The sequence below is a fragment of the Paenibacillus sp. CMAA1364 genome (assembly GCF_054373195.1).
Window position 1 is genome coordinate 21,233 of record NZ_JBITNB010000010.1, and the last position, 19,094, is coordinate 40,326.

Here is a 19,094-nt window from a genome sequence, read left to right on the forward strand (position 1 = left end):
TCTACGCTTATTTATTATTTATAACAACTCTCTTATTAAGAAGGTGCATCCCGATGGAGCTTGTAATGTGGATTGACTTCATGTTATTCCTAATTCTATTCATTCTATTAATATATGTATTTATGTCTGTAACGATTACCACATTGCATAAGGTGTATTTAGTATTTCATTCTTCGATGATGTTGTGGCCCTTTTGTCAGTTTGCTATCAAGACAACCGATAGTCTCCAATTCCAATTATTTTATGTAAAGTTGGCATTTATCGATTTCATGCTCATCACTGCAGGATGGATTCTTTTTATGATCTATCTTACGGATCAATCTCATCTTATACATAAGAAGACATCTAGTTTTCTGGTTATGTCTGTGCTAATCCTAACTATGGGTATCATCATCAATCCTAATGGATTGTTTGTACAGCCTGTGAATGGCAGCTATATTCAAAGAACTTATGGTCCGATCTTTTGGGTTATGGTTACACTTATGATTCTCAGCCTGATCTTTTCATTTTATATTATCTTTTTGGGTCTAGTGTCCAACAATTCCTCTCGAATTAAGAAGCAAGTCATGCATATACTTGGGGGAGTTCTAGTACTAATGATATTTGTATTACTGGACGTATTCCTTAATGTGATAGTAGTTACTTCTCCGGTCATTCCCGGAATGACCTCCCTTGGTATATTACTATCTGCTATCTTCTTCGTCATTGCAATCCACCGTAATAAAGTCTTTGATCTTGTCAGCATTGCTCACCAGGACATTATTGACACGATAGATCTCGGCATCCTGGTATTAGACGATAACCAACATATTGTGGAAGTAAATCAGTCTTTAATACCCTATATAAAAGCCATACGTAAAGGAGACCCCTTCCACATTGGGATGATCTTGCCACAAGGGGATTCCTCCATTACATATGACTCCTTTCTTCATGCTTATCATGAACGGCCATTGGAGCGAGCAGATGTTGAGGTCTTCTATCCCGCATTTAATATATATACGAAGATAATTACAGCTCCTATCCTTGTTGGAGATTTTCTGGTTGGACGAATTATCACTTTTCAAAATATAACAAAACTACACCGGCTCATTGAAGAAGCCTATCTTCAGAATGAGATCTTGAAAGATCGCAATTCAGAATTACTACGTATTCAAAATGAATTATCTCATACTAACCTGAAGCTCGAACAAATGGCCCTAACCGACAGCTTAACAGGTTGTTATAACCGTCACTATTTAACACAACAGCTTGAACACAAAGTAATCACAAATATGAAATATCAATCACCATTTGCAATCCTTTTACTCGATATCGACTTTTTCAAATCCATCAATGACAATTATGGTCATTTGGTCGGTGATATCGTTCTGTGTAAGACTGTCGAAGTCATTAAGGAGACGTTGCGAGATGATGACGTATTAGCTCGCTATGGTGGTGAGGAGTTTATTATATATTTACCAGATACCGATCAATTCCAAGCTATCCTTCTTGCTGAGCGTATCAAGTCCACCGTTGAGAATAACCAAGTTAATATCGACAACGGCGCTTATTACGTCTCTGTCACGATAAGTATGGGCTTGTTATCCATTAATAATTCCATGAATTCACGTGCCAATAATATCACAGAAAATTTAAATGATTTATTTGAGTTCGTAGATAAAGCTTTATATCAAGCTAAAGAACAAGGCCGTAATCAAATCGTTAGCGTCGCACGATAACGTCATAACATCCTTATATCTTTTTCACAAATTCGGACTTTAGTTTCATAGCGCCAAACCCATCAATTTTACAATCAATATCATGGTCTCCATCTACTAAGCGAATACTTTTCACCTTTGTACCTATTTTGATGACCGATGAACTTCCTTTTACTTTGAGATCTTTGATTACCGTAACAGAGTCTCCATCACTCAAGATATTCCCATTGGCATCTTTTATGACTTTTGTATCTTCATCGTGCATTGTAACGGATTCCAGCGTCCATTCATGACCACATTCTGGGCATACGAGAAGAATTCCATCCTCATAGGTGTATTCTGAATTACAGCTTGGACAGTTAGGTAAATTAGACATGGTATATGTCCCCCATTCATTATTATTGATACTAATACTGCCATAGTCCTATCTTATTCACAAACGACTATCTCACATCCATAATAAGATTACAGAATGGACTGAAGGCGTATGATCGCCTGTGCTCTATCTACCACTTCCAATTTGCTATAGAGCGTACTGATATAATTACGAGCAGTACCCTCAGCAATATGAAGTGCATCTGCTAGTTCGCGATTACTTAACCCCTTGATGATCAATCTTGCTAATTCCTCTTCGCGTTCTGTCAATTTGATCAGATCCAAGTTGTCCTTCTGCAATCTTTCATAATCTTCTGTCAACATGTTCATCCGCGCTGCTAGCTTCGCAGCGACCACAGCCGGTAGGATGAACTGACCAGATAACGTATCATGGATGGCTTTTATCATATTATCTGCATCCATGTCCTTGAGTAAATAGCCATTGGCACCGTGGGCCATCCCTTCTACGATATACGCTGTCTCAATAAAGGTCGTCAGGATGAGTACTGACATATTCGGAAACCTTTGCTTGATTTGTTTCAACGCACTAATGCCATTCATGACAGGCATTTGAATATCTAGAAGAACGAGATCCGGCTGAAGCAATTCCACAATTTCACATACCTCTTCGCCGTTTTTGGCAACGCCAACCACTTCTATATCCTCTTCCAGGTCTAGAATTGTTCGAAGACCTTCTCTTGTGAGCATCTGATCATCCGCAATGACGATTGTTATCTTTCTCATGGTCTATCTCCTATCTATCGCATTTGATATGGCAGATCAATCCTTAATAGACATCCTTTATTAGCACTTGATTCAATAGATATGGTACCTCCCAATTGTTCGACTCGATCTTTCATCGCTTTCAATCCGAATCCCATGACGATATTGGTTGTTCCTAATCCACGGTCTTCAAGTACAAACTGAATATGTGTTTCGTTGGTCTCTAGGCTGAAATAGAATTCCTTACTCTGTCCATGTCGAATTCCATTGGTCAATCCCTCTTGCAGCGCATGATAGATCGTCTTTTTATAGGATGAAGATATCAACTCGGGTAAATTATGTATACTAGCAAGTATAGTAACACCTGTATTGCGTTCAGTATCGCGGATAAGTTGATTCAACATGATGGAGAGCTCGGCATACTTGTCCTCCTTCAACATATGAACGGAACCACGGATTTCATTGAGACTATGTCTTACAAGGTCTTGCGCTTCATTCAATCTCTGAACGCCACCCTCCATATTCTTATGAATTAGACGCTTACCAGCTTCAATCTGGAGAATGGTTGATGTGAGCGTATGTCCCACAATATCATGAATCTCTTCAGCGATACGATTCCTTTCTTCATAGATAGAGACCTCCGCAAGAGCGGCTGAAGTCTCTCGCATTGCTCTTTCTAGACTACGGGTCCTCTCTTCCACTTGATCTTCTAGATTTCCCTTAAGGTATTGAACATCCGAATATAGTTTTGAATTAGCAATGGAAATAGCACATTGAGATCCAAGAAGCTTAAGAATACCTAAGCGTTCCCCGGTGAATATACCAGGTGACAGCTTATTCTCCATATATAGCAAACAAATCAATTGGTGTTGGTTCATGATGGGAAGGCATAGGACGGATTTCAACTTATTCTTCCTAACGTACGAGTTACGTACAAACATTCCCTCATTTGCCGCATCATGTAGTACCACGGTCTCTTGTGTTCTAGCCGCATAAGCTACAATAGAAGCTGGAACGATCATAGAATCCTCGCTTAAGGGAACGGAATCTATATGAATATCATCCACGGTTCCATAGGCTTCAACAACCCAACTTCCCTCATGACCTAAGATAATTGCTCCGTATTCCCCTCCCGCATTATGAAGCATTACACGCATTAAATGATCCAATAATCGATGCATATCCATCTCACCAGATAGAACTTGTGCTGATTTGGCAACCGATAGGTAATCGACATGTTCCGTTGCTTGACTTGGACTTATGTTGAGAAGATATCGATGCTTCTTCTCTAGCTCAGCTACCTTTTTCGTTGCCCCCCATTTCACATAAGCTTCATGCGCTACGGACATATATATCTTCGCAAGATGGAGTCTTCCTTGTTGAAGGCCATATTTACTATAACATTCAGCGATCATCGCTAAATCATGAATATGTCTGAACTTACGGGCAGCCTCTAACGATTGTTCATATAGTTCTTCAGCATGCCTTCTCTTCTGGGCTAAACGTGCCATCTCTGCCTTTATCCATAAATACTTGTGCTGATAGTTCTCTGGACAGCGAGAAGAGGCTCTCTTTATTTTTCTAAGATTACGCTGCATACCTTGCCAATATACATCTTGTTGCTTCTTCGAGGATTGCTCATACAACTGAGCCCAGACTAAAGACTCATACATATCATGATGAATAGAATTATGTTTATCTACACGAGTATCTATAATTGCTGTTGCCTTATTTAGTGCTTTGTTCGCTTCATGATAATGTCCGAATAAATAACCTGGCAGATACTGATAGATGCATACCTGCTCTTGCACTACATGGAATGAATCGCCATGGACAGATTCCGCAAATCCATCACGATCCACCTCCTCAATTGGAAAGGGATCATCCTTTGATCGGTAACCCGTTAATGAGACGAGTAACGCAACAAATGCCGTAGCTTGCTTGCAATGAAAATTATTATTATGCTGTAGAAAGTTGCCTGCATTCGCGATTAGACGATCATAAATGTCTCCTAGTGGGTAACCATATTGCAGTAGTGTCGCACAATTAATCAATACGCTCTGATTGCCCTGCCATAGATCTCCAGATTCCAGCCCTACTCTGCCAGCTTGCTCGGTAAAGCTATCTAAGATTGCCGGATTGTAGTGTCTCCAGCTATCGAAACATAATGCAAAGGCTGTTAACGTCCTCACATGTAGGTTCGGATAGGGTCTGGATATATGGTCTGCAAGCATTCCTAGTTTGAATGTTTCTTCATAATTATTAAATTGATAATATAGGAACATAGCGTATCCAATAAAGCCAATCGCAGCTTCAGGCGTCATACCATAATCTATCGTTATTTCAACCATCGTCAATGTAGCGGCTAGAGATAACTTTTGATCTACATAGAACGCGGCATTACTGACATGAACCAAAATAGTCATCGCAACTCTACGCGATTCATCTGTCATTACAGGTAAGTCAATCAGTGATTCGATTGGCTTTCTTTTTAGTTTGCGTCTGACCTTTAGCCATTGTAGTACTAATTTGTAGAATCGATCATCTAAACGTTCATGTATATTCAATAAATCCATGGTCTGTCGGCCTAGAGCAATAACCTCTTTATAGTTATCACGACTTGCTTCGAGTTCGATCTTTCTCGTTAACACAAGAGCTTTATCCAGATTGGTTGCTGCTTGACTCATCAGCAGATCAAACCATGTCTGGGCTCTATCGAAATAACTACATAAGTATTCTAGTTCTGCTCGCTCTCGTACAATACGAAAAGTCAGCGTATACTCTTTCTCCCAGCTGTCCTCCTCTAATAGTTGCATGGCATATTCTATATATTTCAATGACGTATCATAAGCTGTTAATTGCTTCGCCATCAAGCACGCCTGATAGTTTAATTTAACTAATTCTAGCTTTTTTACACGGCACACGATCTTTTCCCTTGCCTGATTCAAATGATCCACTGCTTCGAATAAGGATGCCTCATCATTTAATTCCATACGCTCCACAAGCAGAGCGCCGATTCGCAGATGTAAATCTGTACGTTCACTTGGCGCAACAAGCTTATATGCAGCGTGCTGAATCCGGTCATGTTGGAATTGATATAACAACGCACCTTTATCACTAATAGGTTGTAACAAATGCTCGTCTACAGCAAATGATAACCATCTGGATAAATGACTTATATGTAGTTTAGTAATGACGGAAAGCGTCTCTAGATCAAATCGACTACCCAAGAATGCAGCACAACCAAGAGGATAAATCGTCTGTTGTGGTAACAGTAGCAATTTACTCGAAAGATATGCGACTGCTGTTTCCGGCACCTTCATTTCGGATATACGCTCGATATCCCATTGCCAACGCCTATTCACATCGTCGAAGGTTACCTTCTTATCATGAATAAGATCTTGGAAGAACTGCTGCAAATAGAAAAGGTTACCCTCCGTCTTATGGAGCAAGACCCTTGCTAACTCATCCGCCTCGTTGTGCTCACAACGTAAAGCATCAATAAGCAATTTCCTTAGATCGTCATGTACTAATGGATGAAGGGAAATCTTGCACATGGATACATCCCGATCTGCAAGTTGCTTCTCTAACTTGCCAAGCGGATGCCGTGTTGTCATGTCTCGTTCACGATATGCTAATGCAACAAGCAGCGACTTCGTTCCTCGATCTTCTAAAAGATAAGCAAGATAGTGTAGAGACGCATCATCCGCCCATTGAAGGTCGTCAAGAAATAGAACCATGGGGTGGTTAGGATGAAGAAATAATTGCATGAATCGATTCATGATGAGATGTAATCTATGTTGTGTCTCAACGGGAGGTAATGACGGAACAGGAGGTTGCGCACCTATTAACAATTCCAATTTAGGACATAACTCAATTAAAAGTTGTCCCAATCCTTCTGAAGCATGTAATATCCGTAGTTTCCAGACCTCTGCCTGTAACTTACTTTCCATCAGGAGTTGATCGACTAAATCCCCGATAATTTGAATCCAGATATAATAAGGAGGGGCCTTTTGATAAGAATTGAACTCCCCCGTTGCGAAGAAACATTCAGGAGAAATAGCTGGTTGTAAGGTGTCTTTGATGAACGATGTCTTTCCCACCCCACCATCCCCATTCACCCACACTGTCTCTACAGCCCCACCCGCAGCTCGTTGAAGTGCTCCTTCTAAAATACGTTGTTCGGAGTGTCTTCCATACATTTGAGTAGGAAAGGCCCAATGTTCACGAGTATCCTCATTCGCAAGTGTGAATGAATCAATGTATCCTGATTCTTGAAGTCTATGTAGACACTCTTCTAGGTCTGACTTGATCCCAAAAGCGCTGGTATACCTTATCTCGGGTATCTTCTCCATACATTTGCTAACAATATCAGAGATAGCTTGAGGTATGGAGGGATTCCTATCATGCAACGATTTCGGTATATCCGCAAGATGATGATAGACCATACCCACATTATCATGGCGTTCAAAGGGTAACTTCCCCGACAACCATTCGTATAGAATCACACCGAGCGAATAAAAGTCAGAACGATAATCCGCAATTACCCCAGTCCTCCCCGTTTGTTCAGGTGAAATGTAGGGTAACATAGCTTCCGAACGATCATCCAATAATGATAACGGACTTGATATCAAGGTAGTTGACCCCATTTGAATATCAATCAATTTCACTTCATACGTGATGGGATTGACCATCACATGAGATGGAATGAATTCATTTAACGTGATATTGTCTCGATGAATCTGCACAAGACACTCACACACCCCTACGGCAATACGAAGCAGATCAGCGAGTTCTACTGTATCTAGACGTGTACGTAATAGCTGGTCCAGCGTAATACCCTCCATATTCTGCATGATCAAGATAGGTCGATTACCCACAATCTCCAGATTGTACACCTCTAACGTCCCGAGACCTTGGGAATTCTTGACCATCTCATACTCGTGCAAAAAGGCCTCAATTATAGTAGACTCTGGATACTCATCGCATGTCGTTTTAGCCATAACGGTTATTCCGTCTTCTTGCCTTAACAGTCTATATAGCCTTATTACGCCATTATCACTAATGACATCTAATGTTTGATAACCTGGCACCACGATCATGTATGCTTCCCTCCAAAAAAGTTCGTATATTGTCGAGTCAAGATTTCAAATCATTTGTTATTCTACTCTTCTTCCGATCATCTCCACGAATTTGGTTGCTGCAGGAGATAGACGTACACTTTTCAAAAAACATACACCGATGTTTCTTTTGGGTATCTCTTTCTTCAATTTCACTTCATATAATAAGCCACTATTTAAATAGTCCTGAGAGAACTCTCTGGTTACACACGCTATACCTAAGTTAATCTTGGCGAACTCTAACAATAAGTCGAATGAGCCTAATTCAAATTCGGGTGATACCACGACACCTTGGGACATCATATAATCCTCAACGTACTTCCTGGAATTAGACTTAGGTTCAAGCATGATTAAAGGATACTTCACGACTTCATCAATACTTAATGGTTCTGATACAATATCCTTATATTTCTCTCCACACACAAAAATATCGTGTATCTCTATACATGGTCTTAACTCTAAGGTGGCATCTACAAGTGGGAAATTACAAATACCTATATCAATCGCACCGGACTTTAATATGGAACAGATCTCATATGTCGTACCATTAATAATCTTGAACTTAATATTGGGATAGCTGTTATGGAAATCTTCTAGATAAGGGAGCAAGAAATGTCTAGAAATGGTATCGCCAACACCAATTTTTAATTCCCCTGTCGTTAAATTCTTGAAGTCCAGAATCTTTTCTTCTCCGACATGAATTAAATGAATAGCAGAATGAACATACTCATATAATAGACTTCCTTCATTTGTTAAAGATACCCCTTTAGGTGTTCTAATAAAAAGACGTGTATCCAGTTCGTTCTCTAGTTGCATGATAGCTTGACTGATGGCTGGTTGTGTCATGTATAGATCCTTAGCTGCCTTAGAAAAGCTTTCACTTTTACCTACTGTACAGAACACTTTATATAAATCTAATTTGCTAACCATATAAGCACTCCTTATACCCATCATTTCATATATTAACTTCACTTATACCATTACCTTGGTGTATATTACAAGAGAAGAGATCTATACCATTAATCTTAAGATTTAAAAGGAGCGATTATATTGGAAAGAGTAGTTGGCACAGTGGTTAGAGGTCTACGTTGCCCCATCATTAATCGAGGCGATAATATAGAGGAAATCGTTGTGGATAGTGTGCTAAAGGCCTCCGCAGCTGAGGGATTCCACATTCAAGATCAAGATATCGTAACAATCACAGAATCTATCGTTGCTCGTGCGCAAGGTAATTATGCTACGATTGATCATATCGCTAAGGACGTTCATTCTAAATTCGGGGATGAGACGGTTGGTGTCATCTTCCCAATCTTAAGTCGTAATCGTTTTGCAATTTGTCTTCGTGGTATCGCCAAAGGTGTCAAAAAAATTGTATTGATGCTCAGTTATCCATCCGATGAAGTGGGTAACCATTTAGTGGATCTAGATCTACTTGACGAAAAGGGAATTAACCCTTGGACAGATGTTCTAACTGAAGAACAATTCCGCACTCACTTCGGACATGGTAAACATACATTTACGGGTGTTGATTATATTGATTATTATAAGTCATTAGTCGAGGAATATGGTGTGGAATGTGAAGTTATTTTCTCTAATAACCCTAGAACTATTCTAGAATATACAAAGCATGTTCTAACTTGTGATATACACACAAGATTCAGAACAAAGCGAATCCTTCTTGCTAACGGTGGCGATAAAGTATACAGCCTTGATAATATTTTATCAGAATCAATCGATGGCAGTGGGTGTAATGAAGATTACGGTCTACTAGGATCCAATAAATCAACAGAGACTTCTGTGAAGTTATTCCCTCGTAATTGCCAACCTACCGTAGACCATATTCAACATTTGCTCAAAGAGAAAACGGGCAAGAATGTCGAAGTGATGATCTATGGAGATGGGGCATTCAAAGATCCTGTCGGTAAGATATGGGAGTTGGCAGATCCGGTTGTATCCCCTGCATACACGGCTGGACTTGATGGAACACCAAATGAAGTGAAATTGAAATATCTCGCTGATAATAACTTCGCTGATTTAAGAGGTGATGAGCTGAAACAAGCTATCTCTGAATTCATTAACAATAAAGACGAGAATCTCGTTGGCTCGATGGAAACACAAGGAACTACACCTAGAAGACTTACTGACCTTATCGGTTCTTTATCCGATCTTACGTCAGGCAGTGGAGATAAAGGTACACCTATCGTCTTTATCCAAGGTTATTTCGATAACTATACGAATTAGATATATATCTGGTGCCTATAACGGATCGCACCATTCTATACCGTATAAATTAGGAAGAATAATTGCAAACGAGACAAAGCCCTTAAATCTTAAGGGCTTTTTTTATTGGTGAAATCCAAATATTGTATTGAATATATATCCACTTTTCATTATGATAACAATGTTGGTTCTTTCCAACATGTCTTTATGTTGTACAAATACATAACTTCACAGGATGGTGTAGAATGGTTACTCAAAGAAATGTAGCAGTAGCAATTATATTAACTTTGATCACATGCGGAATTTATGGTATCTATTGGTTCATCGTCTTAACGAATGATGTTGGAAGATTGAGCGGAGACCGATCATTTACAGGAGGTAAGAATTTCCTCTTAACGTTAGTCACCTGCGGCATATGGAGTATCGTCTGGGCCTATCAAGTAGGTAAGCAAATGGCACATGCTCAAAGACAACGTGGTATCATGAGTTCCGATAATTCTGTCATCTACCTATTACTTGGAATTTTTGGTTTCGGTATCGTAACGTACGCTTTAGTTCAATCGGAAGTCAATCAACTTGCGTAAGATAGCATTCAGTCCAAAGAGACACCCTTATCTATTATGGGGTGTCTCACTTGGTGTTGTCGGTCTATTTTATTTGAAAGTATGGTTACCTGTGACAAAGATCGCAATCCCTTGTGTCTTTCATGCATTCACTGGATTATATTGTCCTGGTTGTGGAATAACGCGAGCAACACTTTCCGTGTTACATTTGGACATCATTCAGGCGTTTAGATTTAATCCTTTGGTGTTTATCCTGTTGCCGTTATTCCTCATTTATACCGTTGCACAAAGGAAACAGATGAAGTCTACAAGTCAACCCGTTATGGTCTTTATGCTAATCTTGACGATTGCCTTTGGCATATTAAGAAATATACCTGCTTTCGATATATTAGCTCCGACTATTCTCCCTTAAATCATCTGATTACACCCGGAATTTGCTGATCCCATCCTTGAGGGTACTAGCCAAATCAAGCAGCTGTTCGGATGAACTTGCTACCTCTTCCATCGAAGCAAGTTGTTCTTGTGATGATGCTGCAACACGCTGCGAATGAAGTGCTGATGAAGAACTAATACGTTCAAGTTCATCTAGCGAAGCTGCGATCTGCTCACTACCTGCGGACATCTGCTCAGAAGCAGCCGACACTTCCTGCACTTGATCTGACACTTGGCGAATATCGTGAACAATGGCTTGAAAGCTATCTCCTGCCTGTGTCGTCATTCTTGTTCCTACTTGTGCTTCCGACGAACATCTTTCCAGTGACTCAACCACTCTTCCCGTTCTTAAGGTAATCCCTTCTAATATCTCCCCGATCTCGACAGACGATGTCATGGATCGCTCAGCAAGCTTACGAATCTCTTGGGCCACAACCGCAAATCCCTTACCATGTTCTCCCGCATGTGCTGCCTCAATAGACGCATTCAGTGATAACAAATTGGTCTGACTGGAGACATCTGAAATCATCGAAAGAATATCACTGACTCTACCATTCAATTCTTGGAACTCCTTCATGATGTCCACCGTTGAAGATAGACTCTCTTCGATCGTCTGCATCTGATCAACCGCCCCAATGACGATAGACTGTCCGTTGGTTGCACGATTGGTTGTAGCTGTGGCAAGTTCAGATACAACGCTTGCTGACTCTGCGATGCGTTGTATCCCTATGGCCATTTCTGTCATTGCCCTTTGACATTCCTGTGTACTTTGAAGCTGTACATCGGAATCCGATGCGATTTGTTCAATCGCTTGAGCCACTTCGTTCGTTGCTTGTGTCGTCTGTTCAGCACTTAACTGTACATTCGATGCAGATCCAGACAGTTCAAACGATGACTTCTGTATACTGTTCGTTAAATCTCGCAAGCTATGCATCATCATATTAAACGCAGCAGCTGCCTGCCCAATTTCATTCATACTTTGTACTTGCAAACTTACCGTTAGATCTCCTTGGGATGCAAGCTTTGAGACTTCGGCAAGTTGACGTAAGGGGCGCAGTGCGATACGTACCAATAATGCGATGATTCCGATCGCCATGATCGAGAAGATTAGCCCACGGATGATATTTCCCCAGAGCATGCTCGATAAGTTACTCTTTACTTCAGCATAATCAAAATCCACACCAAAGATGGCGATGATTTTCCCTTGCTCATCCTTTATTGATGATAGATAAGTAACCCATGTACCTTCTGCATCTGTGTAGGATGGTGTTATTGCGAAGTCACCCTTCATCACCTGGTTAAGAGTTGCCTCAAAAATATTGTTCATTTTATATTCAGTACCGGGAAGCGTAAAGACTTCGTCGACATTTGTTTGTATATTAACAAGGTACTTCTCGCCATCACGTTCCACTTTATCTGGTAGCATGAGATAAACACCAGGAATATTCACATCACTATCCGACATGACAAATAGCTGGTCCCTTAATTGGTTAAATACGTCTCCCGTTGGTGTTGCTTTGTTACTCACAATTTCGCTTGCTTCCTTAATAAGACTAACACTTGTCTCCATTTGCCTCTTTAGAACTGTACCATACCCAAAGAATTGCTCTTGATATACCTCTTTTTGACCTTGATAGGAGAATATAACAATTAAACTGATTATACCGATAAATACGACTGCTAGTATCAGATTACTCGTTACGATCAGACTCTTTGATCTCAAACCCAATTTCTGTACCATACGCGCCTCTACGCCTCTCATTATGTAATTGTATTTATGCCTGAAGAAGAGATCCATAGGTTATCATGAACTTGTATTGTATTCATACTATACGTTTAGCGCAATGTGATAACCCATGAGTACACTAGGTATATATTATTTTACTACAATTACTTTAAGAAAAGCGAGATATTAGTAGACCAATTGCAATTTCATATTATACTAAACAATTATGTCCCACAAAAGGTTCGGTATGTAGAAGTTGATTTCGTAGGTAGACTAGCGTACAACGTCTGCTCTGGTGTATGAGCATACGTATTAGAGAGGACATCAAGGAGCTGCTTCATGATGCTGTAATCCCCTTCTTCTACTGCTACCTTTATTGCTTCTTCTACCCGATGGTTTCTAGGGATGACCGCAGGATTGTGATTCCTCATGACCTGATGGACAGATTCATCCGATCCACCTTGCCGCACTAATCTTTCCTGCCACAACGTATGCCACCTAGTAAATTCCGACGATTGAAACAGATCGTTATCTTCTAGTTTGTTAAAGGTTAAGGCAACAAAGGTATTCGTATAATCTGCTTGAGCCTTATCCATTAACACTAGAAGATCCTCTATTAACTTCTGATCTTGTTCCTCTTCGTTACTTATACCTAACTTTCTTCTCATGCCTGTAAGCCAAGCATCCGAATATAACTCTTTATATTGTGACAGTGCTTCCTGAGCGATCTCGATAGCCTCTGACTGGTTATCATCCAATAATGGCACTAGCGTCTCAGCGAACCGCGCAAGATTCCAACCCCCAATATTGGGTTGATTCCCATAAGCATAACGCCCTTGTCTATCGATTGAACTAAAGACGGTCGCAGGATCATAGTTATCCATAAATGCACACGGGCCATAATCAATCGTTTCACCGCTAATCGCCATATTATCGGTATTCATTACCCCATGAATAAAGCCAACCAGCTGCCATTTCGCAATCAACATAGCCTGACGATTGATGACTTGCTGTAGTAAATGAAGATAGCGGTGCTCTCCATCCTTCACATCTGGAAAGTGCCTTTCTATTGTATAATCTGCTAGAATTCGAACATCTTCTATCGTTCCCCATTGGGAGGCATATTCAAATGTGCCTACACGCAAATGACTAGCTGCTACACGAGTCAGCACTGCACCTTGTAATACAGTTTCGCGGAATACCGACTCACCCGATGCTACAACTGCTAGACTACGTGTAGTAGGAATGCCTAGCCCAACCATCGCTTCGCTAATGATATATTCACGTAGCATAGGTCCAAGTGCTGCTCGACCATCCCCACCACGAGAAAAGGGCGTTAGACCAGAACCCTTTAGTTGTATATCCACACTCTTACCCTGAGGAGTTGTATGCTCGCCAAACAAAAGAGCTCGTCCATCTCCTAACATCGTGAAGTTTCCATATTGATGTCCAGCATAAGCCTGAGCAAGAGGGGTTACCCCTTCTGGAACGTCGTTGCCTGCTAATATCGCTATGTTCGATTCATGTTGTAACGCTTCGATACTCAGACCTAGTTCTGTTGCCAAACTCTCATTAAGAACAACCAGTTGTGGTGAACTTACACGAGATAAGCTAACAGGTTTATAGAATAATTGTGGTAGACGAGCGTAAGTATGTTCTAGGTTCCAACCGACTTCTAAGTTATTATCTTTCTTATTCATTTGGATCATTCCTCCCTATCTAATTTTCTGACTTTTGCACTCCTAGTGCATAGTTTAACCTCTTATAATATATTTCATTAAATACGCTGTTTTTTTACTATCGATAGCAATTCCAACAATGACAAACAACCTTAGCGCGGTTCAGTACCGATCTAAGGCTGATAATCAATTCGAGTTGAACGCAACGCAGTAGATAGATACATTAAATATGATAGGGATTAGTTCAACTTAACCCAAGCGTTTGCTTCGTTAATATGTGAACCATTTGTAGAAGTTCTGGGTTTTCCTTTAACGAGAGGCCGTAAGAAGGAATCATTTCTTTTATCTTTGGTTCCCACTCGTCCATATGTTCAGGGAAGCATCGCTTTATTATCTCAAGCATAACGGGTACTGCAGTCGACGCACCAGGGGAAGCGCCAAGCAATGCAGCTACGGAGCCATCTGCAGCATTAATTACTTCCGTCCCAAATTGTAACGTGCCCTTCCCAGCAGCGGTATCCTTTATAATCTGTACACGCTGACCTGCTACAATAAGTTTCCAATCCTCACTCTTCGCATTCGGAACGAAATCTCGTAAGGCTTCCATACGTTTTTCTTTGGATAACATAACTTCTTTAATCAAGTAGGTTGTCAACGAGAGGTTCTTCACCCCTGCCGCCAACATCGTTACAAGATTATGTGGTTTCACGGAAGTGATGAGATCGAACATTGAACCGTACTTCAAGAACTTCGGCGTGAAGCCTGCAAATGGTCCAAAGAATAAGGATTCCTTATTGTCTATCACTCTTGTATCCAGATGGGGTACAGACATGGGTGGCGCACCAATCGCGGCTTGCCCATAGACTTTAGCATGATGCTGTGCAACGACTTCTGGTTTGTCACATACCATGAATAGACCGCTCACTGGGAATCCGCCAATTCCCTTTCCTTCAGGAATACCTGATTTCTGTAGCAAGTGTAGACTTCCTCCACCGCCACCAATGAAGACGAATTTTGCCGTATGGTGTTCAATGACACCGCTATCAACATTTCGTACTTTTAATTCCCATGACCCGTCGCTAGTACGTTTCATATCATCCACATTCTGATTGAATTGAATATTGACGTTGTTACGCTTTAAGTGATCAAATAATATACGAGTTAATGCTCCGAAGTTGACATCCGTTCCAGATTCAATTCGTGTAGCAGCTATAGGTTTATTCATTATGCGGTCTTTCATCATAAGCGGAATCCATTCCATTAATTTATCAGGATCTTTGGAAAATTCCATTCCTTGAAACAAAGGATTATTACTTAGCCCTTCGAAACGTTTCTCTAAGAAGGCTACATCCTTCTCTCCTTGTACAAAACTCATATGAGGTACTTGCACGATAAATTCACTCGGATTACGGATCAGGTTACTGCTCACTAGATGTGACCAGAACTGTTTGGAAACCTGATATTCTTCATTCACCTTTATTGCTTTACTAATATCAACACTTCCGTCAGGACGTTCTGTCGTGTAGTTAAGTTCGCAAAGGGAGGAGTGTCCTGTTCCAGCATTATTCCATTCATTAGAACTTTCCTCTCCTGCCTTCGCCCGTCTCTCTAGTACTGTCATTTCCCAGTCTGGTGCTAATTCTTTCAGCAATGTCCCCAAAGTAGCACTCATGATTCCGGCACCAATTAAGATAACATCTGTTTTCTTTTGTCTGTTACTCATGTTTACCGTCCTTTGCAGAAATATTGTAAGCGCTATAGCAAGCATGCGCCTGACATAGTCACACATCACTTCTGAATCAATTATAACCCAACCCTAGTCTATCACTATTATTTATATATTTAAATATTAATTCACATTTTGGTCACCATTTACTTGCAAATCCATATGCGCAAATAAGGACACCTATGATAGGTGTCCTTATACTACATTACTTCTGTGATAAACCTTCCGCCACTTTATCGATATTCCATTTCACCATATCGATATACGTGTCACCCTGTTCACCCTTTTTAGCTAACGAATCGGTAAATATCTTCGAATGTATTGGCACTCCGGTTTCCTTTGAGATGGTTTCCATCGTTTTGGGATTAACACTTGTCTCCACGAACAAAGCCGTAACTTCATGATCATTAATCTTCTTGATAATATTCTTCATTTGTTCAGGTGTTCCTTGGCTATCGGTATTGATCTCCCAAATGTATGCTGCCTCAAATCCATAGGCCTTGGAGAAGTATTTAAATGCGCCCTCACTTGTAACTAGAATACGTTTCTCTTGTGGAATGTTATTGACAATATCCTTCGCGTATTGATCTAACTCGGTAAGTTTCTTCACATATTCTGTTTGATTATTCAGATAATAATCTTTATTGTCTGGGTCCTTCTCCACAATACGTTTCGTGATGATATCTACATATTTTATGGCATTCTGAATATCCATCCAAGCATGAGGATCCTGTTCCGTTTCCTTGCCCTTTTCACTTAAGTACATTGGCGTAACTTCCTCAGTAACTGCAAACGCAACATCCGTTTTCTTAGTTACTTCGAGGAGATCATTGAACCAACCTTTTCCTGTCTCGAGGTTCATACCATTATAGAATACTAGATCGGCCTTAGATACTTTACTCGTATCTTTAGGTAGTGGATCATACATATGTGGATCGGTTCCGATGGGAACCATACTGTATACTTCGCCTTTGTCCCCTACAATATTCTCTGTCATATCCGCTACTATGGAGTACGTTGCAACAATCTTCAACTTACCATCGTTCGCTTCTCCCTCAGCCGCATTTGAACATGCGGATACAATCATAATAAGCATCATTAATGATAGCATTTTTACATTCTTCATCCTTGTTTCAACCCTTTTCTTAAGAAATTATTTTTGGGAGAGCATATAAATGAGATTGCAAACACCGTTACGCCTACTAGAACGATGGTTGCACTTGTTGGTAAATTGAATCTGAAACTCACAATCACACCGATTACTCCAGATACAGCGCCGACAGTTGAAGCTAAGATAATCATATGAAGTAATTTATTGGTCCATAGGTAGGATGTAGCTGCTGGTATAACTAGCATGGCAATAACAAGTACAATACCTACTTGTGATAATGAAGATACCGTGACTACAGATAGAAGCATCATCAATAAATAGTGGTAAAACCCTGTTTTTAAACCATATGCCTTGGAGACAACTGGATCAAACGAACTGATTAAGAGCTCTTTATATAACAACACAATAATTCCAATAACCACTAGCATAATAATAAAGGACTGCGTGATCTCAGACTGTGGAACAGCTAGAATGTTACCAAACAGAATATGAGTTAAATCCAGACCACTCTTAGCAAACGTAATAAGAACAATACCTAGAGCAAAAAATGAGCTAAGAATAATACCGATGGATGTGTCGCTCTTAATATTGCTACGATCAGTAATAAATTGAATGAGAATGGCTGCTAATAGTCCAAAAAGGGAAGCGCCTAAGAGGATGTTAATTCCCAATATATATGACAAAGCCACACCAGGGAGTACCGCATGAGACAAGGCATCTCCCATTAAGGACATCTTTCGAAGTACGATAAAACTTCCCAAAGCGCCAGAGACAATTCCTAGGATGATGGCAGATAACCCAGCATTGAGTGCATAGATCGGAATATTCAATAACGTTGACATATAATCAATCATTGTCGTTGCCCCCAATTCCTTTGATAACGACATTACCCAGAGAGGCACCATATGCACTGCGGATATTCTCCGTTGTGAAGGTATCCTGAACATCCCCAAATGCAATAAGTTTCTTATTTAGAATGATGACCTTATCAAAATACTCCTCGACTTCATGCAAATCATGGTGAACAACCAGTATCGTCTTTCCATTTTCCCGAAGCTGCTTAAGTAGCTTCACGATAATCTTCTCACTGACGAGGTCGATACCAACAAAAGGTTCATCCAAAAAGAATACATCCGCTTGTTGTGCAAGCGCCCTAGCGATAAAGACCCTTTGGAGCTGGCCTCCAGACAAATTACTGATCTGTTTATTGGCAAGATCGCCTATATCCACCATGGACATGCATTGCTCGACGATCTCCCGTTCTTTTTTGCCAGGGCGTCGAAAGATCTTTAGGTTAGGGTAAGTTCCGGTTAGGACGGTATCCCTTACTGTGATTGGAAATGAAAGATCAATGTCATTCTTCTGTGGCACATAGGCGATCTTCCTCTTATATTGAGACATTTCTTTCCCATCGACCGTAACCGTTCCTGATCTTTTCTTGATGACTTCTAACAATGCTTTTATAAATGTAGACTTACCCGCACCATTGGGCCCGATAATCCCTATCGCATATCCAAAGGGGATGTCTATATTGACATGTTCCAGTGCAGAACTACCGAAATAGTCCACATTCAGATCTTTAACTTGGATCATTAACAAGACTCCTTATCTATAATCAATATCATATTTCATAATAAATTCATCTCAGTAGGGCGTTTTACATATAAAGGGGTAAGTGTTGCCCTAGGCAAAGATTTGTTTCTATATACAATATATTTAACA

Annotated in this window: 14 protein-coding genes; 4 read left to right on the forward strand and 10 right to left on the reverse strand. The window is 40.3% G+C overall.

Annotated features, from left to right (window positions below; genetic code table 11):
* The first annotated feature begins 53 nt into the window (after window positions 1-53).
* Entirely contained in the window at window positions 54-1,718 is a 1,665-nt protein-coding gene (locus tag ACH8E3_RS08605; protein WP_458632218.1) for a histidine kinase N-terminal 7TM domain-containing diguanylate cyclase, read from the forward strand.
* A 13-nt stretch (window positions 1,719-1,731) separates the two neighbouring features.
* On the opposite strand, the gene ACH8E3_RS08610 is transcribed toward ACH8E3_RS08605, so the two are convergent.
* The 4 genes from ACH8E3_RS08610 to ACH8E3_RS08625 form a co-directional block, all read right to left on the reverse strand.
* Window positions 1,732-2,073 (reverse strand): zinc ribbon domain-containing protein YjdM, encoded by a 342-nt coding sequence (locus ACH8E3_RS08610; protein ID WP_458632219.1) that lies wholly within the window; start codon window positions 2,071-2,073, stop codon window positions 1,732-1,734.
* Between the two features lie 89 nt (window positions 2,074-2,162).
* Window positions 2,163-2,816, reverse strand: coding sequence for a response regulator transcription factor (locus tag ACH8E3_RS08615; protein WP_458632220.1), 654 nt, complete (start codon window positions 2,814-2,816; stop codon window positions 2,163-2,165).
* Window positions 2,817-2,830: 14 nt separating this feature from the next.
* Complete coding sequence (locus tag ACH8E3_RS08620; RefSeq protein WP_458632221.1) at window positions 2,831-7,897, reverse strand: AAA family ATPase; 5,067 nt, start codon at window positions 7,895-7,897, stop codon at window positions 2,831-2,833.
* A gap of 57 nt (window positions 7,898-7,954) precedes the next feature.
* Window positions 7,955-8,845, reverse strand: coding sequence for a LysR family transcriptional regulator (locus ACH8E3_RS08625; RefSeq protein ID WP_458632222.1), 891 nt, complete (start codon window positions 8,843-8,845; stop codon window positions 7,955-7,957).
* Window positions 8,846-8,965: 120 nt separating this feature from the next.
* Here ACH8E3_RS08625 and ACH8E3_RS08630 point away from each other — a divergent pair, with 120 nt between their 5' ends.
* The 3 genes from ACH8E3_RS08630 (at window position 8,966) to ACH8E3_RS08640 (ending at window position 11,110) form a co-directional block, all read left to right on the forward strand.
* Window positions 8,966-10,156 carry a coenzyme F420-0:L-glutamate ligase gene (locus tag ACH8E3_RS08630; protein WP_458632223.1) on the forward strand — a complete coding sequence of 397 codons (1,191 nt, stop codon included), beginning with the start codon at window positions 8,966-8,968 and terminating at the stop codon, window positions 10,154-10,156.
* A gap of 224 nt (window positions 10,157-10,380) precedes the next feature.
* Entirely contained in the window at window positions 10,381-10,719 is a 339-nt protein-coding gene (locus ACH8E3_RS08635; RefSeq protein WP_458632224.1) for a DUF4234 domain-containing protein, read from the forward strand.
* Window positions 10,712-11,110 (forward strand): DUF2752 domain-containing protein, encoded by a 399-nt coding sequence (locus ACH8E3_RS08640; RefSeq protein ID WP_458632225.1) that lies wholly within the window; start codon window positions 10,712-10,714, stop codon window positions 11,108-11,110. Before ACH8E3_RS08635 ends, ACH8E3_RS08640 begins: the two co-directional genes overlap by 8 nt.
* Before the next feature lie 9 nt (window positions 11,111-11,119).
* On the opposite strand, the gene ACH8E3_RS08645 is transcribed toward ACH8E3_RS08640, so the two are convergent.
* From ACH8E3_RS08645 to ACH8E3_RS08670, 6 genes are all read right to left on the reverse strand, one after another.
* Window positions 11,120-12,871: a methyl-accepting chemotaxis protein gene (locus ACH8E3_RS08645; protein ID WP_458632226.1), complete on the reverse strand. Its 1,752-nt coding sequence runs from the start codon at window positions 12,869-12,871 to the stop codon at window positions 11,120-11,122.
* A 209-nt stretch (window positions 12,872-13,080) separates the two neighbouring features.
* Entirely contained in the window at window positions 13,081-14,556 is a 1,476-nt protein-coding gene (locus ACH8E3_RS08650) for a protein adenylyltransferase SelO (RefSeq protein ID WP_458632227.1), read from the reverse strand.
* A 223-nt stretch (window positions 14,557-14,779) separates the two neighbouring features.
* Entirely contained in the window at window positions 14,780-16,303 is a 1,524-nt protein-coding gene (locus tag ACH8E3_RS08655; RefSeq protein WP_458632228.1) for a malate:quinone oxidoreductase, read from the reverse strand.
* 163 nt (window positions 16,304-16,466) lie between these two features.
* A complete protein-coding gene (locus tag ACH8E3_RS08660) occupies window positions 16,467-17,387 on the reverse strand; it encodes a metal ABC transporter substrate-binding protein (RefSeq protein ID WP_458632229.1) in 921 nt (306 codons plus the stop codon).
* Window positions 17,384-18,226 (reverse strand): iron chelate uptake ABC transporter family permease subunit, encoded by an 843-nt coding sequence (locus ACH8E3_RS08665; RefSeq protein ID WP_458632230.1) that lies wholly within the window; start codon window positions 18,224-18,226, stop codon window positions 17,384-17,386. Before ACH8E3_RS08665 ends, ACH8E3_RS08660 begins: the two co-directional genes overlap by 4 nt.
* Entirely contained in the window at window positions 18,219-18,962 is a 744-nt protein-coding gene (locus ACH8E3_RS08670; RefSeq protein ID WP_458632279.1) for a metal ABC transporter ATP-binding protein, read from the reverse strand. Before ACH8E3_RS08670 ends, ACH8E3_RS08665 begins: the two co-directional genes overlap by 8 nt.
* Window positions 18,963-19,094: the final 132 nt, after the last annotated feature.